A 24935-nucleotide genomic window follows, 5' to 3' on the forward strand; every position below is an offset into this window, starting at 1 on the left:
CGGCGTATTCTCATGCCACGAAAAAAGGGGGAGATCACAATGGATGTTGATAAAGGCGGCAGTCAATTGAAGCGCACGATGAAAAGCAGGCACTTATTTATGATTTCATTAGGGGGCGTCATCGGCACGGGGCTTTTTTTGAGCACAGGGTATACGTTAAGCCAGGCCGGGCCGGGCGGGACGATCGCCGCCTACTTAATCGGCGGCTTGATGATGTATCTTGTCATGCAGTGTCTCGGAGAATTGTCAGTAGCCATGCCTGTGACCGGTTCTTTTCAAACGTATGCGACAACGTTTATCGGGCCGTCTACGGGCTTTATGGTCGGTATCATGTATTGGGTGAATTGGGTGGTGACGGTAGGCTCAGAATTTACAGCTTCGGGTATTCTTATGCAGCGCTGGTTTCCCCACAGCAGCGTCTGGATGTGGAGCGCGATTTTCGCGGCCCTTCTTTTTGCCGCCAATGCATTCTCCGTTAAACTGTTTGCAGAAACGGAGTTTTGGTTTTCCAGCGTCAAAATCGTTACCATCCTTTTATTTATCATCTTAGGCGGCGCCGCGATGTTCGGCCTGATTTCGTTGCACGGTTCGGCGGAAGCTCCGATGCTGTCAAATTTCACCTCACACGGCGGACTGTTTCCGAATGGCTTTCTTGCGGTTTTCATCGCAATGATTTCCGTAAGCTTCGCCTTTTCAGGGACGGAGCTGATCGGCATTACCGCGGGTGAAACCGCCAATCCGGAAAAAGATATTCCGCGTTCGATCCGAAATGTCGCCTGGAGAACGGTCATCTTTTTTATCGGCGCCATTTTTGTGCTGTCCGGACTGATCTCATGGAAGGAAGCAGGTGTGATTGAAAGCCCGTTTGTCGCGGTCTTTTCTCAGATCGGAATCCCTTACGCCGCGGATATCATGAACTTCGTGATTTTAACGGCTTTGCTTTCTGTCGCCAATTCTGGACTGTACGCTTCCACCCGGATGCTGTGGTCACTTGCTAATGAAAACATGATCAGCGCCCGGTTCAAAAAAGTCACGCCTAAAGGCATTCCGCTGAACGCCTTGCTCGCCAGCATGGCCGTTTCCTGCATATCCTTGATCTCAAGCATCGCCGCCCCGGGAACGGTCTACGTGGTGCTTGTGGCAATAGCCGGATTTGCAGGCGTCGTGGTGTGGATGAGCATCGCCCTGTCTCAGCTGTTATTTCGAAAACATTATGTAAAAAACGGCGGCCGTCTCACGGATCTGACCTTCCGCACGCCGTTATACCCTCTCGTTCCGATCGCTGCCATGATCTTGTGTTTCGCTTCATGCGTAGGCCTTGCATTTGATCCCAATCAAAGAATCGCCCTCTTCTGCGGAGTTCCATGTATGATCTTGTGCTACCTCATTCGTTTTTTGAGAAGAAAACAGCCGAAACAGCCCGTCCGTGACATTCATTTGGATAAAACCATGCCATAAAAAAGGCACATACTGATGAGGTATGTGCCTTTCTTTTCTTATTCCGTAATCAGCGTATGAATCAGCTTCGGCGCTTCCGCTTTTTCTGAGATGCGGATGTTGTCATAGACTTTGGAGGTCACGTCGTCAACGTTTTCGCGGTTGGCGTAAAGGGTGACGAGCGGCTCTCCTTTTTCGACTTTGTCACCGACTTTTTTGCGGAGCATGATACCGACGGCAAGGTCGATTTCGTCCTCTTTTGTCGCACGTCCCGCGCCTAACAGCATCGCTGCGACGCCGATTTCGTCAGCGACGATTTCTGAAACGACACCCGCTTCTTTTGCCGGGACGTCAATTTTGTACGCCGCCTGCGGAAGTTTGGACGGATCGTCAACGACGGAAGCGTCCCCTCCCTGATTGCTCAGGAACTCTTTGAACTTTTCAAGCGCTTTGCCGTTTTTCATGACTTCCTGCAGCTTCGTTCTCGCTTCTTCCAATGTCTCGGCTTTTTTCGCCAGAACGACCATTTGACTGCCGAGCGTGAGGACGAGTTCGTTTAAGTCTTCAGGGCCTTCCCCTCTTAACGTATCAATGGCTTCTTGAACTTCCAAGGCGTTTCCGATCGCAAAACCGAGCGGCTGCGACATGTCAGAAATAACAGCCATCGTTTGGCGGCCGACGTTGTTTCCGATACGGACCATTGCTTTGGCGAGGTTCACGGCGTCTTCATCCGTCTTCATAAACGCGCCGGCTCCCGTTTTGACGTCAAACACGATGGCATCTGCTCCGGCAGCGATTTTTTTACTCATAATTGAGCTTGCGATCAGCGGGATGGAGTTTACCGTACCCGTTACATCACGAAGGGCATACAGCTTTTTATCGGCGGGCGTCAAGTTGCCGCTTTGTCCGATGACGGCTACCTTGTCACGGTTCACTAGCTTGATGAATTCATCTTTTGACAATTCCACGTGAAAGCCTTCGATCGCTTCCAGTTTATCAATGGTTCCTCCCGTATGGCCAAGGCCGCGGCCGGACATTTTAGCGACGGGAACGCCGAGCGCCGCGACAAGCGGTGCGAGTACGAGAGTTGTTGTGTCGCCGACTCCGCCCGTAGAGTGTTTGTCGACCTTAATGCCCTCGATGGCGGAGAGATCAATCGTTTCCCCTGAATTCACCATCGCCATTGTCAGATCGGCGCGCTCCTGATCCGTCATATCCTGAAAGTAAATCGCCATAGCCAGCGCGCTTGCCTGATAATCAGGAATGCTTCCGTCCGTATATCCCTTTACAAAAAATTGAATTTCTTCTGTTGTCAGTTCTTTACCGTTTTGTTTTTTTACAATAAGATCTACCATTCTCATGATATATCACCTGTCCTTCAATTATGTTCAGTGAATCAATCCCACGATCGCCGCTGTCAGGAAGCTGACGAGCGTTGCCCCGTACAGCAGCTTCAGCCCGAACCGCGCGACGACGTTTCCTTGTTTTTCATGCAGCCCTTTCACCGCACCCGTAATGATTCCGATAGAAGAGAAATTCGCAAATGAGACAAGGAATACAGATACCACTGCCTGAGTATGCGCACTGAAATGGAAATCGCCGGATGAGAGCGTCTGCATCGCCACAAATTCATTCGATACCATTTTCGTCGCCATAATGCTTCCGGCACTCACCGCTTCATTCCACGGAATACCGGTTAAAAACGCGAATGGCGCAAATACATAGCCGAGCAGCGCCTGGAATGTAATGCCGAAGACCGCGTTAAAAACGCCATTGACCAGGGCAATGAGTGCGACAAATCCGATCAGCATCGCCGCTACGACAACGGCGACTCTGAATCCATCCATTATATACTCACCGAGCACTTCGAAAAAGGATTGTTTTTCTTCTTCAGGAACAACGATCAAATCCTCATCTTTGCTGACGGTGTACGGGTTGATGATAGAAGCAATGATAAATCCGCCGAATAAGTTCAGCACAAGCGCCGTCACGACGTATTCAGGCTTCAGCATCATCATGTAAGAACCGACGATTGACATTGAGACCGTCGACATTGCGGATGCGCAAAGCGTGTATAAGCGCTGTTCAGTAAGATAGCCGAGCTGTTTTTTCAAGCTGATAAAAACTTCCGACTGACCCAAAATCGCGGATGCGACAGCGTTGTAAGATTCGATTTTCCCCATTCCGTTCACCTTGCTTAATGCAAGACCGATATACTTCGTGATGAAAGGGAGAACCTTCCAATGCTGCAATATTCCGATTAAAGCGGATATAAAGACGATCGGCAGGAGCACGCTCATGAAGAATGTCGTCTGTTTCGCATTCACAAGTCCGCCGAATACAAAGTTAATCCCTTCTGATGCATATTCCAGCAAGTAGTTAAATCCTTTGGCAAATCCGCCGACAAGAAAATTCCCGATCCCGGTATTGAGGAGAATGTAACCGAGAATCAGCTGCAAAACGAGCATGACGGCGATCGGCCGGATTCTGATTCTTTTTTTGCCGTTGCTGGCGAGCCAGGCAAGACCTAAAAACACAATGATTCCGATAATTCCGATGAAATACTTCATATGTGTTCTCCTTTTGTTTGTATTCGCTTACAATTTTTTATGCATCAACAAAGAAAGAGGATTGCGGAAGCTTTCGGCTTCCGCACTGCTGCTTAATAGTCGCTGCTGCCGCTGTCTCCGCCGCTCACGATAGAGACGCCGGCGCTTGCGCCGATCCGGCTTGCGCCCGCAGCAATCATGCTGTCAACATCAGCTTTTGTTCTGATGCCGCCTGATGCTTTGACCCCGATGTCCGGTCCGACTGTTTTTCTCATAAGAGCGATATCTTCAGCCGTTGCCCCGCCTGTAGAGAAACCGGTAGACGTTTTGACGAAGTCTGCGCCCGCGGATACCGCTAAGCGGCATGCGCGCTCTTTTTCTTCATCTGTCAAAAGACATGTTTCAATGATCACTTTGACGAGCGCTTTTTTATCGGCTGCTTCAACCACCGCGCGGATATCAGCCTCAACCGCTTCATCATCGCCGTCTTTTAATGCGCCGATATTGATGACCATGTCAACCTCAGTGGCTCCTTTTGAGATGGCATCCTTCGTTTCAAATGCTTTTGTTTCCGAAGTCGTTGCGCCGAGAGGAAACCCGATAACGGTGCAAACGTCAACTCCCGTACCCTTCAGCTCCTCCGCTGCGAGTTTGACCCAAGTCGGGTTCACACAAACGGAAGCGAATTTATATTCTTTTGCTTCTTTTATCAGTTGTAATATATCCGCTTTTTGTGTATGCGGTTTCAAAGCAGTATGGTCTATTTGACTTGCAATTGACATTGTATGCACTTCCTTTTTCCTAGGATACGTTTAGAATAACCGAATTTTGAACATATGTAAATTGGTAATTGAAATTATGTTCATTAATTGTCACAATTCTTGAACGAGTTTCTTGGCCGTATGCTGATCGGTAATCAACACGTTTGCGTATTTACCTGTCAGGGCACCGTGAATGGCCTTGCATTTTCTGCTGCCGCCCGCCACCAAAATGGAACGCTCTTTCATTTTCAAGTCGCTGAGCTCCACTCCGATGGTCCGGCCGTTAATGCTGCTGCTGCAAATCCTGCCTTCCGCGTCAAAAAAGCGCGAACAAATATCGCCGACTCCGCGCGCTTTCAGCAATTGTTTTTCTTCTTCCCGGAAATAGCCGAGTCTGAAAAGCAGCGCCTCATCCCGGACGGTTCCCACCGTAAACAGGGCGATATTGGCTTGTCTGCCCATTTCAATGATCCGCTTAATATGTCTGTCCCGCTCGACCATCTGTTTCACATCGGCGCTGTCAAATATAACAGGCAGCGGCAAATACCTCGGCATGGTCTGAAATGCTTCGGCGAACAGCTGAATTGTCTCAGACGAATACGTATTGACGTTGGAATGGCTGATGCCGCCTTTCAGCTGCACGACTTCAACGCTCTTTACCTGCTTCGGTTCCATACGGCTTGCGATCTGGTACATCGTCGTCCCCCAGCTTACGCCGAGTATATCGCCGTCCTTTACGGTTTTATGCATATAGTCTGCGCCATAGCGGCTTAAGTAATGTGTAATGGCCGGGTAATCGTCACTTGGAGAAAAGACGACGTGCGCCTCAAGCAGCCCGTATTTTTCTTCCAGCTTCGCGCCGAGTTCATCCAAATCCTCAAACGGATCCATGACGCGAATTTGGACATATCCTTTTTCCTTTGCGTACTGAAGCAGCCTTGAAACGGTGGGGCGTGACAGATTAAGCCGCTCGGCGATCTGCTGCTGGCTGTAATCTGATTGATAATATAATTTTGCCGCTTCTATGCTGAGCTGCTGTTTTTCACGATCCATATCGCGCCTCCCCTCTCCGCTTATCATATCACCAAAACACACGGTAAAAAAGCACCCTCTGATGGGGTGCCTATTTTTTCAGCACAAGCTCCTGAATCGCATGCGCTACGCCGTGTTCGTTGTTTGATTTTGTTTCAAAATTTGCAATGTCCCTTACTTCCGGGATGGCATTGGCCATTGCCACACCGCAGCCGGCCCACTGAATCATGGACATGTCGTTGCCGTTATCGCCGATTGCCATGACATCTTTTTGTTCAATGCCAAGTTTTTCAGCCAGCAGCTTGACCGCGTTTCCTTTACTCACTTCAGGGTGAAGAATCTCATGGAAGAACGGCGCGCTTTTGACCATTGTGTATTTTTCCTTGAATGATTCCGGAATGGAAGCGATCGTTTTCTCCAGCTTGTCCGGATCGTCGATGAACATGATTTTCGGAATGAGAATATCCTTCGGCACCTCATCGATCGTGCGGAAATGAAGCGGCACTTTTGTAATGTATGATTCGTATACCGTGTATTCACTGATATCCCGGTTCGGCGTGTACAGATTGGCTGTGTCAAAGTAATGCATCGGGGTATCCAGCTGTAAGCTCAGCTCGTGAAGCGCCTCTAAATCTTCAAAGCCTAATGACTGCTCGGCCACGACACCGTTTGTATACGTATTTTGGACGAGGGCGCCGTTATAAGCAATCACAAAGTCGCCTTCTTCCTGTAAATTCAGCTCTTCCAAATACCGCCGCACGCCGCCGATCGGCCGTCCCGTGCACAGGACGATATTGACCCCTTCCGCTTTGGCGGCATCAAGCGCCCCGCGGACTTCAGCCGTTACTTCATGATGATCGTTTAATAGTGTTCCGTCCATATCTATTGCGATTAACTTGTACATCCTGCATCTCCTTTGTGATCCTTTTCTTCTTATACTTTCATCATATCGTTTTTTCTTTTCAATGAAAAATCAAACGGACGGATTTCTCCGCCTTCTCTTCATATACCGGGCTTGTTTCCGGATACGCGGCCGTCTTTTCCTCTTGTCGGCTTGTTCGCCGTTCTCTGTTTTCTGCTTTAAGAGAATCAGCCCCGCCGCAAAGAAAGGGACAGCCGCTATGTCCAGAAGGGCAAGCTTTATTCCCATCGCTGCGGGAAAGTATGCCCACAATGAACGGCTGTTCCGTCTGATCATGATATATGAAACGATTTCTAACAGGATAAACAGAGCGTTCACCCATAAGTAAATGAGCAGTGCCGCGAATAAAAACAGCAGCAGCGTATTCCGCAGCGTGCCGGAAAACAGAAGAGCGCGCATCATATCAAAGAATGAAAATGACTGCATGCTGCCGTTTACGACATTGGGATTATAAATAGTAAAATGCCCAAACTGGTCTAAAAGCATAAAGAATAACCATAACACTGAAAACCATTGAATGATATGTACGATGACACCCGTCAAAACGAGTCTGTCGGCAGCCTTATTTCGCATGTGCATCCTCCCCGCCGGTTTTTATTCTTGTCATTGTTTTTGTTCCTCCGTATATCTTCCAAATGAGCGTATTATTTTTTCCTCTTTTCAACGTGCTTTTGACGGGATGCGGATGTCCGAGGTATTCAATTTCGATCGTTCCGTCCGTGTTTTGTGATATCACCTTGTAAGCATCTGAGGGCATGTCAACCTCGCCGCGGCCTTTGATGACCTGCTTTGTCAGGACTCTGTCTTTCGTAAACGTGACGGTTTCAGATCTGACCCCGTCCATCGGTCCCGGCTCAAGCCCTGCATCCCATGTCCCGTAATAAAAAGGGGTATCGTCTGCTTTCTTTAGCTGGCAGCCCGTCATCATGACGCATCCGAAAACAAGAATCGGCATGATAAAAATCCGTATATTCCGCAACATGATCACCTTCCTTCGAAGCTTTTTTACGCCTGTAAGTTAGGCGGGTGCCGTGGCACTGTGCAATTGACTACATAGTGTATAAAGACTTCACTAGATAAGGAGAATGATGAATGAACCCATATCAGTACTATACCCCTCCTGCCTATTTCCCTCAGCAGCAGGAATTCGAAGTGAACCGTGTTGAGTATGAGCCGTATCAGCAGGAAGCTTATTATGCGCCCTACCAGCCTGAAGACCGGCAGCCGACGGCTTTAGAACGGAGAGTCGCCCAGCTTGAAAGACAAAACGCTGAGCAAACGAGAGAGCTCACCCGTCTCTCAAATGAAGACCAGCGCCAAAACCGGGAAATCACACGGATGAGCGAGCAGGTCAGACGGCTGAGCCAGGCAATTGAGATCCATTCCCGCCGCTTAAACCGCTTGAATCAGCGCCTGCGCGCGGTTGAAAACAGACTCAATATCCCTTTTCACGCTACAGAAGGCGGCTTCTGAGAAAAAGGGCCGGAATACAAAGCTCGACAGGCCATTCCCGAGCCTTGTATTCCGCTCTGTACATAACAGGTAAATATTTGAATCCCCTGCTTGCATGAATGCCTCCCACATTCTTTCACATGATAAATATGTAAAATCAATCATTCCAGGAGGTTTTCATGATGTACCAAAACCAATACAGCGGAAATCAGCTCCAGCAATGCCGCCAGACAGCACAGCAGCTGATTCAGCAGACACAGCAAAGCAGCCAGCAGTACAAGCAAATGCTTCAGCAGGAACAGCAAAATATTCAAATGCTTCAGCAGATGCTTAACCATGAGCAGCATGCCGTTCATACCATTCAGCAAGCGCTTCAGGGGCATGAAATGGCCATTCAAAAATGTCAGCAGATCGTGAATGTGTGCAATCAGCTGCAGCAGGACGTAAGCGGACACATGCCTTCACCGATGACAAACACGAATGTTTCTTCATTCCCGCAAACCCAGCATCACACACCGTTCCAACAGCATTCATACCAGCAGTAGCCCGATCATGCAAATGACAAAGCGCAAGGATATCGGCTTTGTCATTTGTTTTTATCGTTGTTTTGTCAGATCAATGCGATGAGCGGGCTTTCTGCCGAATTTTGCTTCCGCCTCATGTCTTACCGCTTCATACGCTCTTGCTTCGACATTTTGTTTAAACACATCAAGCTGTATCAAATAAGCCGCCCGCACCTTCAGACCGTGGATGATGGAGATGACCCATAAAGGCAGCACGATATACACGCCGGGTGTGCTCGGCAGCACAAAAGCAATTGCTAAAATAATAAAATAGATAAGACCGTATTTCAGCCATTTTTTGTTCTTGGCCCGGTAGCCGATATAGAAAAAGGCCAAGAAAGCGGTGAGCGCAAATGGTACGAGAGTCAGCAGCAGCCACCAGCTGTGCAGCACTTCCCACCAGTTCCCTCTTTTCGTAATCAACATTCATCCCTCCTTTACTACTATAACATGGATAATCAAGGAAGGTTTTCTATAAAAAACATAGACGGAATGAGGTCTTCCTGCTATATTAATAATGATAATCATTATCATTTAATGAGGGGGATCATGATGAAGAAACAATCATGGCTGATCGGCCTGGCACTTCTGCTCGTTTTTGCCTTAAGCGCCTGCAGCGGCGCGAAGGAAAACAGCGGATCAGCATCAGGTAAAGAGAAGACAGACATGCGTACATATCAATCGGCAAAAGGAAATATTGATATACCCGCACACCCGAAGCGGATCGTCACTGACTTTTATGCGGGTGAGCTGCTGTCCGTTGACGCAAATGTCGTCGGGGCGGGCTCATGGGCTTTCAAAAATCCGTTTATCAAAACACAGCTGAAACACATCACGGACGTCGGCAATCCCGTCAATGTGGAGAAAGTGATGCAGCTGAAGCCAGATTTAATCGTACTGATGAAGGATGACCAATACGAGAAACTATCGAAAATCGCGCCAACGATTGTCATTCCTTTTAACACCGCAAAAAATACGAAAGATACGGTCAGCCTATTCGGTGACATTACCGGAGCGAAGGATAAAGCCAAAAGCTTTATGGCAGACTTCAACAAAAAAGCTGAAGCCGATCGAAAGCGGCTCAAAGATGTGATCGGCAAAGATACGACAGTCGGCCTTTATGAAACGACGGACAAAGGCGAGATCTGGATTTTCAATGACAATTCCGGCCGCGGCGGCCAGGCCGTTTATAACGCGCTCGGATTAAAAGCGCCGGCTAAAATTGAAAAAGACATCATCAAATCGGGTGCCATGAAACAGATTTCTCAAGAGGTCATCCCTCAATATGCGGCTGATTATATGTTCATTACCGATTACAATCCGAACGGAGAAAGCAAAACGTTTGAGCGTCTTAAAGAGTCATCCGTTTGGAAAAATCTCGACGCCGTGAAGAACAATCGTGTCTTTATCAACGACTATCACACCTTCTATCCGTATGACCCGATTGCCGTCAGCAAACAGATGGATATCATCACCGACATGCTGATCAAACGGGCTGAAGAAAATAAAAAATAAGAAAACGGCACAGTTATAACACTGTGCCGTTTTGTATGATTCATTTTAATTTTGACTGTACGGAGTCCGGCATATCTTCAAACCTGACTTCTTCCCAGGTCTCGACATACTTTCCTTTCGCCTTCACCTTCAAATACGCGTTCTTCCGAAGTTCTTTACCGGCGAAAAAGGTCACTTCCTCTTTTTTTCCGGACGCATTATATCCGTCTAATGTATACTCAGTACCGCCCGGGCTAAGATGTTTACCATCTCGGTCAATCTGTACATAGACATCTTGCTGGTGAATAAGCGGATTAAATCTGTCTGTAACATCGTTATGAAAAAAGAGAAGCCCGTATATAACGGCAGCGGCCGCCACGACGGCCAGGATTGCCAATGCTTTCTTCATCTTTGCACTCCCCTTACTTGTTCATTTTTTTCAAATAGCTCGACCGCACCGCGAGGAAGAACAGAAGCTGAAAAATGAAAAATCCTCCGATGGTAAGACTGAGCGGTCCCGCTATATCGGAATACCCTTCCACAGCCATTGTTCTCAAGGCAAACAGCGTATGCATGACGGCAATGACAAATGGAAAGAAGAAGAGAATCGCCAGTTGTATCGTCACGCTTTGTGACATTTCACGCTCACTCAGACCGATTTTGGCCAGTGAACGGTAGCGCTCCCGGTCCTCATCCAAATCGGTGAACAGCCTGAAATATAAGAAGCTTGCTGCTGCGACGAAGAAGACGATCGCGATAAACAGGCCGATGAATAAACTCAGACTCGGCAGCTGCACCGTATCATAGTAGGTTCCGGCTTTTGACGCAAAATCAGAATGCACGTCGATATAGTTGCCGTAAATTTCATTTTTCAAGGATTGGCTGAACTCAAGACTGTCTTTCCAATGATCATAGCTGTAGCCGTATAATGACGCTTTATCACCGAGTGATTTGAACTGATCAAAGGTTTGATCGTTCACCGCGATGATGGCATTCAATGAAATCAGCGGTTTTTTGACTTCTTTTACCGACAGTTTTTGGTCAGACGGCTCGCCTTTTTGGTTCAGCAGCTTCAGCTGATCCGGGGCTACGTTTTTGAGATTGCGGTCATACGTGCCCGGGAAATAGACAGCCTCATCATTTTTCAGCCCGTTCAGCTTGACATGGAAGTATTTTGACACGTCCGATTTACTGATCATGTATACAGGCGGAACAGTATCTCCTTCCTGATAGCGAATATAGGAAACATCTATTTTATCTTTCTTATACGCAAAGCCGTGTGATTTCAGTTCATGCTCAATATCTTTCAAATGAGTCTGTTCTTTTGGGTTGTCGCTATAAGAAATATACTCCATCTCATAGGCTGACTCTTCCGCCCCGACGGTCGCTTTGTACATCGCGAGCACGCCCGTCGCCGTAAACGCAACCGCGGAAATAATGCTGACAATAAAGAACAGGCGGGCGTTGTCTTTTAAACGATAGACCAGATCAGAAACCCAAATGACATTTTTCCCGCGCAGATAAAAGGCTTTCCACTTCTTCAGCGCGCGCAGAATCCAGATGCTGCTTTGGCTGAAAAAGAAATACGTGCCGATAACGGTAAGCAGTAAAATGATGAATGGTTCTGTACCGTGGACATTTCCTTTAAGAACCATGCCGTACCCGCCGCACAGGCAGGCGATGCCGAATAAGGACAGAAGCACGGATGGCTTCGGTTCCGGCTTGACCTTATCAGTGCCCTTTATTAATTTGATAACCGTATTTGATCTGACAAAAAGGATCGTGAACTGCGATAAAAGGAAAAATAAAAGCAGAAATCCTCCGGCCGTAATGCCGAGCGCTTTCCAAGGCATGTACAGGGGCAGCGCGTCCATTTCTAAAATATAAGCGCCGACCGTAAAGAACGTTTTCGAAAAAATGACGCCGCCGATAATGCCGGCCGCAATCGACATGACGCCGATGATCATATTTTCCGCAGTAATGAGCTTTCTCAGCTGCCCCGGCGTAATGCCCTGCATAAGCAGGATGCCGAATTCTTTATTTCTCGATTTCAAAAATGCATTAACCGAATACAGAACAAATAAGAAAGAAAAAACAAAGATCATCCATTCCGCGGCGGTTAAGCCTTTTCTGGCAATGTTATTCAAGTAGCCTTCCTTTAAAGCCGGATGAAACAGGAACATCGCAAAGGTAAAGAAAATCAAAACGGAAAAGGCGCTGCTTAAAAAGAATGCAAGATAGGCCCTTTTGTTTCTCGTGACGTTGTTATAAGCGAACTGAAGAAAGGTCATTTGCGTTTCCCCCCAGCATAGACAGCACATCAAGAATTTGTTCATAAAATACTTGGCGGTTTTCCCCGCGGTAAATCTCATTAAACAGTTCGCCGTCTTTTATAAAAATGACGCGGCGGCAGTAGCTTGCCGCAACAGGGTCGTGGGTCACCATCAAAGCCGTGACATGATCATCCTGATTCAGGCTCTGCATCGTTTCCATGACGTCTTTTGACGCTTTGGAATCAAGGTTTCCCGTCGGTTCATCAGCCAGAATGAGTGACGGCTTATGAATGACCGCTCTTGCGATGGCGGCCCGCTGGCGCTGGCCTCCGGATACTTCAAACGTCCGTTTGCTGAGGAGGTTTTCGATTCCGAGCTTTTCCGCGATGGCGTGCAGTTTTTCTTCCATTACAGACGGCGGTTCTTTTTCAAGCGTTAACGGCAGCATGATATTTTCACCGATTGTCAGTGTGTCCAGAAGGTTGAAATCCTGAAACACAAATCCGAGCTGCTTGCGGCGGAAATGAGCGAGCTTTGTCCGCTTCAGCCGATGCGGGTTTTCTCCGTGAATCAGGATATCGCCTGAATCCGGACGGTCGATTGTTGAAATGATATTCAAAAGCGTTGTTTTGCCGGAGCCGGACGGCCCCATCACCGCCGTGAATTCGCCTTCTTCTATTGAAAATGAAATTTGTTTTAAGGCTTGATAGGACACTTGTCCTTTATAGGTTTTATTTATATGTTTGACTTCAAGCATATTCGCCATGAGAATCCTCCTTATGGTTTTATTCTTCTTGATCTCAGCTGCTTTCATGTAATGTCGGGGCGTTCAACACAAAAAATCCCCTTGACGTAAATCCATGTTATCAAGGGGAAACAGAATGAGCTATGTTGTTTTCTTAACGCAGCCTTACATTTTTGTAAGAAATGAAAATCGAACCGATGTCCCTTCACCCGGGGACGAACTGATGTCCACCGTATGATTGAGCTTGCCCGTAATTTCTTTGACGAGATGGAGGCCGATTCCCGTAGATTCTTGGAAACGCCGCCCGTTTTCGCCGGTGTAATACGGATCAAACACCCGCTTGATGTCCTGTGAAGGAATGCCGACACCGTAATCTTTGACTTCAAGCACCGTCCTGTCTTCATCGCGGAAGACATTCAGCTCAAGTCTGTCACTCTTGCCCGCCGAATACTTAACCGCATTTGTGACAACTTGGCCGATCGCGAATTTGAGCCATTTTGCATCGGTATAAATCTGATGATCATCGCGAATATTCATTTTCGGATAGACGCGGTATTGAATAAAAAATCGTTTATAGCTTTGAATGACTGATTGGAGAAGCTCGGATAACGAAACCGCTTCGATTTTAAAATCCCGTTCAAACAGATCAAGCCTTGATGAATATAAAAGCGTCTCCAGCCCGTATTCAATCTGCCGGACTTCTTTTTTAATTTGTTCAAAAACGGGTTCATCCTCTTCCTGAATGATTAAATTAATGACCGACAGCGGCGTCTTTACTTGGTGCACCCATTGATTCATATACGTCACCCGCGCGTCGAGCTTGGCTTCGGTCTCATGGAGCTTCTGGTGCTGCAGCCGTATCAGCTCCATCTGCTTTTCATACAGCTCTGAACAAAACTCTGAAGAACCGAGATGCGGGATGTCCGTCCCTTCCTGTCCCGAGCTGAGCCAAAGATAAACACCGCTGTCTTTGTACCAGCGATAGGCAAGATAGCCCGCCAAAATAAGAAGCTGCACGCCCAATATGTAAAACAGGTGAGAGAAAGAATGAAGACCCGCAAACCAGTAATAAAAGAAGACAAACAGCCCTTGAAGGAGAAAAAGCAGAATCAGCACTGCATGAGACCGGAGAAACAGCTTCATGACAGCGCCCTCAGCTGGTAGCCTTCGCCCCGCACCGATTCAATTGATACAGGCGCATTCAGCTCCCGCAGTTTTTTTCTGAGCCGCGTGATATACACGTTAAGTGTATTATCATCGACGAAAATATCGGTGTCCCATGTTTTTTCCATGAGCCGGTCTCTTCCCGTCACCTTTTCTCCCCGCTCCAGCAGCACTTCCAAGAGCTTGCTTTCTTTTTTAGAAAGCTCGCTTTTTTCATCCTGAAAGCGCAGTTCAAACCGTTCCACAAAGAGCTGCACACCGGCATATTCAAGCACTTTCTCCCCCTGCTTTGCGGCGTACTCCCCGTACGCCCTGCGGATCTGGCTTTTGATTTTCGCCAGCACAATATCATAGGAAAACGGTTTTTCGATATAATCATCTCCGCCGTTTTCAATCGCCATCACCTGATCCATTTCTCCGCTTCTGGCTGAAATAAAAATGATCGGGCTTGTGGAGTGCTGACGGATCTGGCGGCACCAATAATAGCCGTCATAGGACGGCAGATTGATATCAAGCAGCACCACATCAGGCTTTTCCTGTAAAAAAACATCAAGAACAGCCGTAAAATCCGCGGCCGCCACGGTTTGATATCCGTATTTTTCAAGATAATTCCGCAATAGTCCGCGAATGTCTTCACTGTCTTCCACAATCATGATTTTATTCAATCTGAACCACTCCCGTTTCTTACACTGCTGCCATCATCATAATCGTTTCAGGCGTACGGACGCAACACCGCACAAAAAAACCGCCATTCCGGCGGTTTCCGGTCTCATCAGCCGACCTGCTGTTTTACAGCTTTACCGGCTGATCCGAACTCTCTCATTTTGCTTCGCACTGTCTCTTCCACGGCTTCGATGCCGGGGGTCATATAGCTGCGCGGTTCGTACAGATCGCTTTGTTCCTGAAACATGCGGCGTGTTTCGTCTGTCCAGGCTACCATACATTCCGTATTGATATTGATCTTCGCGTGGCCGAGCGTGATGGCTTTTTGGATCTGATCCTGCGGAATTCCGGATGCTCCGTGAAGAACGAGAGGAATGTCGGTCATGCGGGAGATTTCCTCCATTTCCTTAAATCCGAGTTTCGGTTCACCCTGATATTTGCCGTGTACGGAGCCGAGGGCGGCGGCCAGCGCGTCGATATTGGCTGCTTTGACGATCCGCTCACATTCCGTGATATCAGCATAGCGGACTCCGCCGACCAGCCCGTCTTCCATGCCGCCGACCGTGCCGACTTCGGCTTCTACTGACACGCCGTGCTTTGCGGCATAATCGGTGACTTCTTTTGTCATTGCGATATTCTCGTCAATCGGCGCATGGGAGCCGTCAATCATCACTGAGCTGAACCCGGCGTCAATCGCCTGTCTGCAGCGTTCCGCACTGCTTCCGTGATCAAGATGAAGCACGACGGGAACGGTAATCGCCATTTCCTCCATTAACGCGCTGACCATGGCGGCAATCGTTTTAAAGCCGCCTAAATAATCGACCAGCCGATCAGATGCCGCGGCGATGACCGGGGATTGCTCCTTTTGCGCCGCTTGCAGAATCGCTTTTGTCCATTGCAGGCCGTTTATATTAAACTGGCCGACTGCATAATGCTCCCGTTTCGCTTCCGCAAGAAGATGTTTCATGGTGACAAAAGCCATGTTCACGCCTCCTTCATGAAGTATTTTGATACGACGGCTTCCGTTGTTTCTTTTGCCGTTTTGATCGTTTCCTCCGCGGTCAGCTTATAATATTCAGGTCTGAACAGCTCTACGGAGACAACATCATTGAATCCGATTTCTCTTAGTGCTGACAGATGGGCGTCTAAGTCAATTGCCCCCTGCCCCGGCCAGACGCGGTCTTCATCCGTTAAAAAACCGATCGGGAAATCTTCTGTATCGTCAATATGATAGATGAAAATTTTCTTTCCGTCCGCCTGCTTCAGGCTCTCAATATTGGAGCCCATCGCGTGGAAATGAAAGCTGTCAAACACAAGCCCGACATTATCCCGGCCGACAGCCTCCACGATGTCATATGCCTGTTCAAATGTATTGACCGTGCATTGCGGGTGGCCGACAAATTCAAGGGCGATATTTACGCCGTACGGCTCCGCGATATCAGAAAGCTCAGTCAGCACCTTGATGCTGCTCTTTTTGATCTCTTCTTTTAATATTTTCCGCTCTGTCACAAGCGGTACGGCCACCACATATTCCACGCCAAGTGTTTTGCAGGTTTCCATCATGCTTTTGAATTCTGAAATGATCTCCCGATAGCCCTTTTCATCACGATTGTTGAAGAAAACCAATGCGTTCAGTGCAAGCGGCTTAATGTGATGGGTTTGAAAATATTCCGCCAGATCGGCCAGTGAATGGTCTTTTAAGTATTCCGGCAGCTTATCCATTGTGCGGATTTCAATATAATCATAGCCGTGCTTTTCGCACAGCTCTAAATCCTGTTTCAGGTTTGAATTCTCCAACGTTGTCGCTTCATTAAAGCAAAGTTTCATGTCAGCCTCTCCCATCGCGTTTTAGATATGAAGGGAGTCCGGCTGAAGGGCTTTTTGGCCCCGTCCCGCCGAACTCCATACTCAGCTTACGCCATACCTAATTCTTCTTTTAATTTCTTAAGCATGAACCGGCTTGATTCATCCGCTCTTTCTCCGACCCAAGCAAAAACGGCATTCGTCGCAATTCCGTCGAACTTCATCTCCCTCATCTTTTTGAAAATCGTATCAAAATCCACCTCGCCTTGACCGATGTCCAAATGCTGGTGAACCGTTACTTTCGCGTCAGGCGGATTGACGATGTAGCGCAGGCCATGCGCCGCCTTATGATTATAGGTATCTGCAAATAAAACATGTGTGAGGCGGTCGCCGGCTTCGTCAAACATGGTCGCAATATCGCCTTTGCCGTCATCGTAGAAGAATGTATGCGCAGTCGAGTAGACAAGATTGATCCAATCCTTGTCAAGCGCGCGGATCATATCCATCGCACCTTTGTGCGTCTCGATAAAATCATACGGGTGGGCCTGCAGATTGAGTTTGACGCCTTCTTTTTCAAAGACGGGCAGCAGCTCATCCATGGATTTGATAAATTTTTCTTCACTAGTTAACGGATCATATTTTGAACCGCTGAATTCGCTGTTCATCAAATCCACTTCAAGTTCAACCGCAATTTTGATCGCCCGTTTCCAGTTGCGCACGGCTGCCTGGCGGCGGTCTTCATCAGGGCCTGCCCAGTGGTAAAGCGGAAGGAGAGAGGACAGCTTCACGCCTGTATCCTTTAAAAGGCGCTTCAATTGTTTGATCTTTGCTGAATCGACTTTCGGATATTTATAGAAAGGACAAAAATCCTCACGCGGTGACAGTTCGATATATTCATAACCGAGCTCCGCCGTTTTATAGACCATTTCTTCTAACGTTAAATCATCACGGTACATGGATGGATCCAAGGCCAGTTTCATTTCTTTCACTCCCAATCTATTATTTATTCACAGTCGTAAATGATTGATAGAATGCCGGTTTCTCTTGGAGCGCCACAGGCTCTTTCCGGCCGGATTCCTGAGCTTTTACGCACGCGTCAGTCGTCACGGCGGCGATGTAACCGTCCCATGCCGTCGGACCGCTGACTTCGCCTTTTTTCCGGATCGAATCAATGAAGTCTTGAATTTCCACATCATACGCAGCCACAAATCGGCGCTGCCAATCCATCAGAATATCGGTGCTGAATGTCCCTTCTTTTCTCAAGCTGATGCTGGATGGTTCCGGAAGCTTGATGATGCCGTCTTCTCCGACGATTTCACATTGAATATCGTAGCCGTATTTACAGTTCACATAGATTTCGGCATTGATGACGATACCGCCTTTTGTTTCAATAATGACCATCTGCGGATCTTTCAGATGCGGCAGCGCATTTTTTGATTTCTTCGGATAGATGACCTGTACGGATTCATAGTCGTCATTGACGAGCCAGTGAAGGACATCGATTTCATGAACGAGCGTATCGACAACGGCCATGTCTGTTGAATAATTCGGCGCGACCGTCGGATTGCGGTGCGCACAGTGAATCATCAGCGGCTCTCCGACCACACGGTTGTCGATCGCTTCTTTCAGCTGAACATAACCGCTGTCATATCTGCGCATGAAGCCTACCTGCACCAATCGGCGTCCCGTCTTCATTTCTTCTTCGACGATGCGCATACAGCCTTCTGCCGTTGTCGCGAGCGGCTTTTCACAAAAAACGTATTTGCCGCGCTGAATCGCTTTCAAAACGCTGGACTCGTGAGCCGGGCCCCAGCTTGTCACTAAGACGGCGTCCACATTTTCAGCAGCGAGGAGGCTGTCGTCATCAGGATAAACGGAGGCGTTCAAATTGAAATCCTGAACGGTCTGCTGTGCAGCCTCCTGATTCACATCCGTTACAGCGGTAATTTCCGCGCCGGACAGCTTATTTGTGATGCGGTTGATGTGCTCTTTTCCGATAGCACCGGTTCCGATAACCCCTATACGTAAATTCATTGATCGCCACTCCTTCTGATAATCAAATGATTGTTCTCGTCTTTCTTTTCTCGCTGCCGTCCTGAGGAGCACCGTACAGTTCCTCCTGAATCTGTTCAAGCGACTTGCCGGACGTATTCGGTGCGAAGACAAGCCCGATGACCATACTGGCCGTCACGCATATGAGCAGAATACCTGCCATAACACCGATGCCGAACTGTATCATGATAACCGGCACAAATAAACTCCAAATTCCGATTGAAATACGGACCAGAAAGAACATGAGCCCTTGTGCCGACGCCCTGTGCTCCGTCGGGAACAGCTCGCTTGCCCACAGCTGGTAGTTCGCCTGCTGGCCGGCTCCGTTATTGATGCCGATCGCGAAGACAAACAAAAGCAGAACCGGAAGCCCCTGAAACGGCAGTAAAAACAGCGACCAGCCGACAACAGCCATAAATGCGCAGATCCCGAACACCGTTTTCCGATATTGATCCGCAAAAGGCATGAAGATACAAGCGACGCCGAGCCCGGTGAAAATAAACAGGGCCATCTGCAGAATGTTAGCCGTATTTGCGGATACGCCGCCGACCTGCTGATAGATGTACGGCATAAAGAATCCCATGACTCCCGCGGCGAGATTCCATATGAGAAACACACCCATTAAAAACAAAATATTCTTAAAAAATTTCGGCTGAAGCAGGTCAAAATAAGATGTTTTTTTCACGGCGGCAGGCCGGTCTTCACTGTTTTTCCAGGCATCTGATTCAGGTAAACGCTTTCTTAGCGTATATGTGATAAGGGCGATCACCAATAGATGCGCAAAAACAATTTTATTTCCTAAAAGCCCAAGGTCACCAACCAGGACCGATAACAGCAGGACCACAACGGCTCCGGCGGCCCATGCCACCTGCGCCACCCCGCAATGCCTCGCCCGGTTTTTCTCAGGGGCGTTTTCCGCGATAATGGTCCATGACGCCGTAATATCCGCGCCTACAGAAATCCCGATAATCGTGTATCCGCATAACAGCATAGGAAAGTTGAATCCAAACAAAACCAAACAAATTCCTAAGGCGTAAACGAGCATACTGTTTGTATAGACCGCTTTCCGTCCGACCTTATCAGCCAAATATCCGCCAAGCAGCGCTCCGATGGCCGCTGATATGGCGTTTGCACTGAAGGCGCCTAGCAATCCGATCTGGCTGTCGGACAGCTTCAAATAGCTGACCCACATGGATAAACCCGCTGACCCTGCCACGATGGAACCTGCATCAATGTAATTTGCTAATGCTGCGGCGATGGTCCTTTTGCTGAAAGCTGATTCCGCCTTGGCACTATTCATATAAGTCCCCCTCTAATTTGCAGGATCAAGCAGTTCTTTGTCGATATACTTTCTCGCAATCAGCGCGTACTCAAGCGGATTGGCGACTGCCGGGTCTTGTTCGGCTTCAATGACGATCCAGCCTGAATAATCATGACGGATGAGCGTTCGGTACACTTCGGTGAAATCGATGCATCCGTCTCCGGGAACCGTAAAAATGCCCTGTAAAAACGACTGCCTGAATGACTTGCCTTCCTTTCTGCACAGCTCCATAATGTCAAACCGCGCATCCTTGAAATGAACGTGTCTGATCCGTTCCATATGCTTATTCAGAATCGTCATGTAATCTCCGTCCGAGATATAAGCATGGCCTGTATCATAAAGCAAATGGACATACCGGGGATCCGTCCCTTCCATCAGCCGGTCAACTTCTCCCGCCGTCTGAACGCCTGTGCCGAGATGATGATGAAAAGTGAGGTCAAGCCCGTGTTCTTCCGCGATTTTCCCAAGGCGGTTCAGGCCTTGGCAAAGCGTATCCCATTCTTCATCTGAGAAGTGCGGTTTTTTCTTAAAAACATCAATGTCCAACCCCTGAACACTGTACGTCTGTTCAGAAACGATGGCGACATCAGCCCCGACTTTTTTCAAATAATCACAGTGTTCTGTAAATTGTTCGGCTGTTTTTTCAATACCGTCTTGAATGATAAAGCTGCTGAACCATTTTCCCGCAATCCGCAAGTTCCGGAGAGCCAGCTCCTTATTCAGGACGGAGGGTTCAGGGAAAAACCCTCCCACTTCCGTACCTTGGAAGCCGGCGACAACAATATCGCTCAACAAATGCTGAAGCGTATTCCCGGCTCCGATTTCCGGCATATCGTCATTGCGCCATCCAATGGGGGCGATGCCCCACAGAATATCTTGTTTGCCCATCGTGATGCCTCCCCTCTAGTACTGCTTCGCAGACTTCAGCTTCGTCTCTTTCGCTTCGTATGCCCGTTGGACGCTTTCCTGCTCAGACACTTCCGCCACGCCGACATGCCACCAGCTGTCATAGCCGTCTGTCATCGTTTTCGGCAGAACCTTCATCTCAATTAACGTGGATACGTCCTGCGTTTTCGCATCTTCAAGCGCCGCTTTCAGCTCTTCAACCGTATTGGCTCTGTATGTTTTGGCGCCGTATCCCTCTGCCACCTTCGCGTAATCAATGTTTAAAATCTGATTGTCCTCTGTGCGGAACTCACAGAAATAACTGCCGCTGCCGTGATCCATTTGCAGGTTGTTGATACAGCCGAATCCGGAGTTATCAAAAAGCAGGACATTGATTTTTTTGTTATATTGAAGCGCCGTAATCAGCTCTGAATGCAGCATCAGAAAACTTCCGTCGCCGACGAGTGAATAGACTTCTTTGTCCGGATGGGCCAGCTTGAGGCCGAGCGTGCCTGATACCTCATATCCCATGCAGGAATAGCCGTACTCCAGATGGTACGTATTCGGGACATTGGAATGCCACAGACGCTGCAAATCTCCCGGAAGAGACCCCGCCGAACTGATGACGATACTGTCTTCAGGAATCGTGTCATTGATCGTCAGAAGCGCCGTTGTTTGCGGCAGCTCAGTCTTGAGCGCGTCGGCATACTCGTTTAACACGTCCTGTGAAAAATGATTCTTAATTTCCGGTTTGAACGCGTCACGTGTAAAAGTGACTTTGCCGAGCCGGTCCCGTTCAGCCAGCCATTCATCCTTCCAGTCTTTAATCGCCGTGCCGAATGCGCTTTTATATCCGTCCAATAAGCCGTGCAGCCTGCCGAGCGTCACTTTCGCATCGGCTACGACCTGAAACGCGTCAAGCTTATAAGCCTGCATGCGGCTGACATTGATATTCAAGAATGCTGCTTTTTCAAAATCAAACGCCGTTTTGGAGGATGTCGCAAAGTCCGTGTACCGTGTACCGACACCGATGATAAGATCAGCCTGGCGGGCGGCTTTGTTTGCGGCAAGTGTGCCCGTGATGCCCATGCCGCCCAGATTGTTGGCGAAGTCAGCTTCAACCGTTGACTTACCGGCCTGCGTTTCCACAAGAGGAATGCCGTATGTTTCAGAAAGCGCGATCAATTCCTCACGCGCGCCGGAATACTTCGCGCCGCCCACTAAAATGACGGGGCGGCTGCTCTCTTTAATTCTTTCCGCGGCGCCTTTCAGCTCACGCTCGCTCGGCTGCATACGATCAATATAATGAACGCGTTTTTCAAAGAAGCTTTCATCAAAATCATACGCTTCTCCCTCTACATCCTGAGAAATGCAGATTGTCGCCGGACCCGCTTTTGCCGGATCCGTCATTACTTCAAATGCCCGGATTAAGCTGCTCATCAGCTGCTCGGGGCGGGTAATGCGGTCCCAATAGCGTGACACGGGCTTTAACGCATCGTTTGTCGTGACGGCGGCACTGTATTCCTGCTCCACCTGCTGAAGCACCGGATCAGGCTGCCTCGTCGCAAAGGTATCGGCCGGAAGCAGCAGCACCGGAATATTGTTAGCCAGAGCCGTGCCCGCGGCAGCCGTCAAATTTGCGGCACCCGGCCCGACCGATGTTGATACCGCGTAAATTTTTCTTCTCAGCATTTGCTTGCTGTATGCCATCGCGGCATGCGCCATGCCTTGTTCGTTTTTGCCTTGATAGACTTTCAGGTGCCCGGCGTCCTGCTCAAGCGCCTGCCCGATCCCCAACACATTTCCGTGGCCGAAAATCGTGAAGATGCCTTCAACGAACGGCTCTTCTTTTCCGTCAATATGAATGTACTGCCGGTTTAAAAATTTAATCAGCGCTTGTGCTGTCGTTAAGCGAATTGTCTTGCCCACAAACGATCCCACCTTTTATCGTTCTATTTACCATTCAGACTGTGCTGTGCTTCAATCAGTTCGATGATTTCATCGGCAGCCGGCATTGCTTCTGAGGAGCTGTGTTTGCTGACGACGATGGAAGCGGAAGCGCTCCCGTATTTTAATGCCGTTTCAATATCCCGGCCGCTGACAAGTCCGTAGATGAAGGCGGACGCGTAGGAATCACCCGCTCCGAACGTCTTCAGCACCTTTGTTTGATAGGCATGCGCCCGGAAGATTTCTCCCGATCTGCTGTATGCGTATGATCCGTCAACGCCGTGCTTGATGACGATAAGGTCAGCGGAATGCGCAAACAAATGGCGGACGGTTTCATCGTTATTTCCGCCGCTGCGGTTCTCCATCACGTCAAATTCGTCACGCGTCCCGATGACGATATCGGATTGTTCCGCCACCAGCGTGTAGTACACGGCTGTTTCTTCTGCCGATTGCCATGTATACGGGCGATAGTCGAGCTCAAAAACGACTTTTACGTCATGTTTTTTTGCGGTATGCACCGCTTTTAAGACGGCTTCGCGCGACGGGCTTTTCGCAAGCGCCGTCCCAGAAACGAGCAGCATTTTCGCGTTTGCGATATAGCCTTCATTGACTTCGGACGGCTCAAGATACAAATCCGCCACGTCATCCCGGTACATGAGAATGCTGCACTCTTCAGGACTGAGAATTTCCGTAAAAGCGAGTCCGGCTTTATGCCCGTCTCTGTCAACGACCATTTGTGACGTATCAACGCCCTTTTCCTTCATATAGGAAACGATGAATCTGCCGTGCTGATCGTCCGGGATTTTGCCGATAAAACCGGTTTTTAATCCAAGCTTGGCGCTGCCGATCGCAATATTTGCCGGAGAGCCGCCGACATATTTAGAAAACGTCATCGTTTCTTCCATCGGGCGATTGTATTCCGCCGCGTTCAAATCAATACACGCGCGTCCGATCGCGACAATATCAAACTCTCTTTCTTCATTAAACGTATATTTCATCGTTATCTGCCACTCCTCACTTGTTAGCGTTCCAGAATCCACTCATGGGCCGGATCATTATGAAACTTCCATTTGCGTGTCGGTCCCGCCATTACATTCAGGTAGTAAGAGGTATACCCATCCGGAACACCAACCGGGTGATAGCCCGCCGGCACGATGACAACGTTTTCATTTTCTGCGGTCATCGTCTCGTCAATCGAACGGTCGTCCGTGTATACACGCTGGAAGACAAAACCCTGCGGCGGGTCCATTTCATGGTAATAAGTTTCTTCTAAGAAGGATTCAGCCGGCAGATTGTCTTGGTCATGTTTGTGCGGCGGGTAGCTCGACCAGTTGCCGCTGTCCGTGTAAACTTCAACAACGAGAAGGCTGTTTGCCGATGGATCTGAATCGGGGAGAATGTTATGAACGGTTCGTTTGTTTGCCAGCTTGCCGCGATGTTCCACACCGTTGTCTTCCGCTTTTATCAGCTTTGTCGGAAGCTGGTGTTCGGACGGAGAGTAGCACAGCGCAACCCTCGCCCCGCTGACAGCTGTGATCTCAAAAGAGCGGTCATTAGACACATAAACGCTGTCCGTCGGTTTTCTTTCAAATACGCTTTCACGGGTGCCGATGCTTTCAAATGTCTGTTCATGATCAGTGACGGTGATGTTTCCCGTTACCGCAACAATGCAGCACTCCGTCTTTTTCAAATCTTCTGTATATGTTGAGCCGGGAGCGAGGTCGACGACTTTAAATCCGACGTATTTGAGGTCTGAATTAGATGAAGTGACTTCATGTATGATGTTCACGCCTTGAGAAATCTCATCGGCCTTCGGTTTTCGCAGCAAATGACTCATGTTTATTCCTCCTTAATTGATGGTAAAAGGAAACC

General features: G+C 48.6%; 26 protein-coding genes. 4 read left to right on the forward strand and 22 right to left on the reverse strand.

Annotation, left to right across the window (positions count from 1 at the left end):
* Positions 1-39 precede the first annotated feature (39 nt).
* Positions 40-1458 (forward strand): amino acid permease, encoded by a 1419-nt coding sequence (locus tag BAMF_RS39615; RefSeq protein ID WP_013354137.1) that lies wholly within the window; start codon positions 40-42, stop codon positions 1456-1458.
* A gap of 38 nt (positions 1459-1496) precedes the next feature.
* Here the strand turns inward: BAMF_RS39615 and BAMF_RS39620 are convergent, their stop codons facing one another.
* The 7 genes from BAMF_RS39620 to BAMF_RS39650 all read right to left on the reverse strand — a co-directional run bounded on the left by BAMF_RS39620 (position 1497) and on the right by BAMF_RS39650 (position 7683).
* On the reverse strand, positions 1497-2798 hold the full coding sequence (locus tag BAMF_RS39620; protein WP_013354138.1) for a pyrimidine-nucleoside phosphorylase: 1302 nt from the start codon (positions 2796-2798) through the stop codon (positions 1497-1499).
* 27 nt (positions 2799-2825) lie between these two features.
* The gene (locus BAMF_RS39625; protein WP_013354139.1) at positions 2826-4007 is read right to left on the reverse strand and encodes a NupC/NupG family nucleoside CNT transporter; all 1182 of its coding nucleotides are present in this window, start codon (positions 4005-4007) and stop codon (positions 2826-2828) included.
* Between the two features lie 92 nt (positions 4008-4099).
* Positions 4100-4768: a deoxyribose-phosphate aldolase gene (gene deoC / locus BAMF_RS39630; protein ID WP_004393277.1), complete on the reverse strand. Its 669-nt coding sequence runs from the start codon at positions 4766-4768 to the stop codon at positions 4100-4102.
* Positions 4769-4858: 90 nt separating this feature from the next.
* Positions 4859-5800, reverse strand: a complete 942-nt coding sequence (locus BAMF_RS39635) for a sugar-binding transcriptional regulator (protein WP_013354140.1) — start codon at positions 5798-5800, stop codon at positions 4859-4861.
* A 70-nt stretch (positions 5801-5870) separates the two neighbouring features.
* Positions 5871-6683 carry a sugar-phosphatase gene (yidA, locus tag BAMF_RS39640; protein WP_013354141.1) on the reverse strand — a complete coding sequence of 271 codons (813 nt, stop codon included), beginning with the start codon at positions 6681-6683 and terminating at the stop codon, positions 5871-5873.
* Between the two features lie 69 nt (positions 6684-6752).
* Entirely contained in the window at positions 6753-7274 is a 522-nt protein-coding gene (locus BAMF_RS39645) for a hypothetical protein (protein WP_013354142.1), read from the reverse strand.
* A complete protein-coding gene (locus BAMF_RS39650) occupies positions 7264-7683 on the reverse strand; it encodes a lipocalin family protein (RefSeq protein WP_013354143.1) in 420 nt (139 codons plus the stop codon). Before BAMF_RS39650 ends, BAMF_RS39645 begins: the two co-directional genes overlap by 11 nt.
* Positions 7684-7793: 110 nt before the next feature.
* On the opposite strand from BAMF_RS39650, the gene BAMF_RS39655 reads away from it, so the two are divergent.
* Both BAMF_RS39655 and BAMF_RS39660 read left to right on the forward strand, forming a co-directional pair.
* The gene (locus BAMF_RS39655; RefSeq protein WP_013354144.1) at positions 7794-8174 is read left to right on the forward strand and encodes a hypothetical protein; all 381 of its coding nucleotides are present in this window, start codon (positions 7794-7796) and stop codon (positions 8172-8174) included.
* Positions 8175-8335: 161 nt separating this feature from the next.
* Positions 8336-8698: a hypothetical protein gene (locus BAMF_RS39660; protein ID WP_014471248.1), complete on the forward strand. Its 363-nt coding sequence runs from the start codon at positions 8336-8338 to the stop codon at positions 8696-8698.
* Between the two features lie 51 nt (positions 8699-8749).
* Here BAMF_RS39660 and BAMF_RS39665 read toward each other — a convergent pair whose 3' ends face one another.
* Positions 8750-9142: a hypothetical protein gene (locus BAMF_RS39665; RefSeq protein ID WP_013354146.1), complete on the reverse strand. Its 393-nt coding sequence runs from the start codon at positions 9140-9142 to the stop codon at positions 8750-8752.
* A gap of 126 nt (positions 9143-9268) precedes the next feature.
* Here BAMF_RS39665 and BAMF_RS39670 point away from each other — a divergent pair, with 126 nt between their 5' ends.
* Positions 9269-10231: an iron-hydroxamate ABC transporter substrate-binding protein gene (locus tag BAMF_RS39670; protein ID WP_013354147.1), complete on the forward strand. Its 963-nt coding sequence runs from the start codon at positions 9269-9271 to the stop codon at positions 10229-10231.
* A 40-nt stretch (positions 10232-10271) separates the two neighbouring features.
* On the opposite strand, the gene BAMF_RS39675 is transcribed toward BAMF_RS39670, so the two are convergent.
* The 14 genes from BAMF_RS39675 to iolB all read right to left on the reverse strand — a co-directional run bounded on the left by BAMF_RS39675 (position 10272) and on the right by iolB (position 24900).
* On the reverse strand, positions 10272-10619 hold the full coding sequence (locus BAMF_RS39675) for a YxeA family protein (RefSeq protein WP_013354148.1): 348 nt from the start codon (positions 10617-10619) through the stop codon (positions 10272-10274).
* Between the two features lie 13 nt (positions 10620-10632).
* Complete coding sequence (yxdM, locus tag BAMF_RS39680) at positions 10633-12501, reverse strand: ABC transporter permease YxdM (protein ID WP_013354149.1); 1869 nt, start codon at positions 12499-12501, stop codon at positions 10633-10635.
* The gene (gene yxdL, locus BAMF_RS39685; RefSeq protein WP_013354150.1) at positions 12476-13249 is read right to left on the reverse strand and encodes an ABC transporter ATP-binding protein YxdL; all 774 of its coding nucleotides are present in this window, start codon (positions 13247-13249) and stop codon (positions 12476-12478) included. Before yxdL ends, yxdM begins: the two co-directional genes overlap by 26 nt.
* 144 nt (positions 13250-13393) lie before the next feature.
* Positions 13394-14371: a two-component system sensor histidine kinase YxdK gene (gene yxdK / locus BAMF_RS39690; protein ID WP_013354151.1), complete on the reverse strand. Its 978-nt coding sequence runs from the start codon at positions 14369-14371 to the stop codon at positions 13394-13396.
* Positions 14368-15057 carry a two-component system response regulator YxdJ gene (gene yxdJ, locus BAMF_RS39695; protein WP_013354152.1) on the reverse strand — a complete coding sequence of 230 codons (690 nt, stop codon included), beginning with the start codon at positions 15055-15057 and terminating at the stop codon, positions 14368-14370. Before yxdJ ends, yxdK begins: the two co-directional genes overlap by 4 nt.
* Positions 15058-15164: 107 nt before the next feature.
* Positions 15165-16037: a class II fructose-1,6-bisphosphate aldolase gene (gene fba / locus BAMF_RS39700; protein WP_013354153.1), complete on the reverse strand. Its 873-nt coding sequence runs from the start codon at positions 16035-16037 to the stop codon at positions 15165-15167.
* A gap of 2 nt (positions 16038-16039) precedes the next feature.
* Entirely contained in the window at positions 16040-16882 is an 843-nt protein-coding gene (iolI, locus tag BAMF_RS39705; protein WP_013354154.1) for a 2-keto-myo-inositol isomerase, read from the reverse strand.
* A gap of 86 nt (positions 16883-16968) precedes the next feature.
* Positions 16969-17838, reverse strand: coding sequence for a sugar phosphate isomerase/epimerase family protein (locus BAMF_RS39710; protein WP_013354155.1), 870 nt, complete (start codon positions 17836-17838; stop codon positions 16969-16971).
* 19 nt (positions 17839-17857) lie between these two features.
* The gene (gene iolG / locus BAMF_RS39715; protein WP_013354156.1) at positions 17858-18892 is read right to left on the reverse strand and encodes a bifunctional inositol 2-dehydrogenase/D-chiro-inositol 1-dehydrogenase; all 1035 of its coding nucleotides are present in this window, start codon (positions 18890-18892) and stop codon (positions 17858-17860) included.
* Positions 18893-18914: 22 nt separating this feature from the next.
* Positions 18915-20210 carry an MFS transporter gene (locus tag BAMF_RS39720; RefSeq protein WP_013354157.1) on the reverse strand — a complete coding sequence of 432 codons (1296 nt, stop codon included), beginning with the start codon at positions 20208-20210 and terminating at the stop codon, positions 18915-18917.
* Between the two features lie 12 nt (positions 20211-20222).
* Positions 20223-21119 carry a myo-inosose-2 dehydratase gene (gene iolE / locus BAMF_RS39725; RefSeq protein WP_013354158.1) on the reverse strand — a complete coding sequence of 299 codons (897 nt, stop codon included), beginning with the start codon at positions 21117-21119 and terminating at the stop codon, positions 20223-20225.
* Between the two features lie 15 nt (positions 21120-21134).
* On the reverse strand, positions 21135-23045 hold the full coding sequence (gene iolD, locus BAMF_RS39730; protein WP_013354159.1) for a 3D-(3,5/4)-trihydroxycyclohexane-1,2-dione acylhydrolase (decyclizing): 1911 nt from the start codon (positions 23043-23045) through the stop codon (positions 21135-21137).
* Positions 23046-23068: 23 nt separating this feature from the next.
* Positions 23069-24061 carry a 5-dehydro-2-deoxygluconokinase gene (gene iolC, locus BAMF_RS39735; RefSeq protein ID WP_013354160.1) on the reverse strand — a complete coding sequence of 331 codons (993 nt, stop codon included), beginning with the start codon at positions 24059-24061 and terminating at the stop codon, positions 23069-23071.
* Between the two features lie 23 nt (positions 24062-24084).
* Entirely contained in the window at positions 24085-24900 is an 816-nt protein-coding gene (gene iolB / locus BAMF_RS39740) for a 5-deoxy-glucuronate isomerase (RefSeq protein ID WP_013354161.1), read from the reverse strand.
* Positions 24901-24935: the final 35 nt, after the last annotated feature.

The sequence above is a fragment of the Bacillus amyloliquefaciens DSM 7 = ATCC 23350 genome, from assembly GCF_000196735.1.
Taxonomy (GTDB): domain Bacteria; phylum Bacillota; class Bacilli; order Bacillales; family Bacillaceae; genus Bacillus; species Bacillus amyloliquefaciens.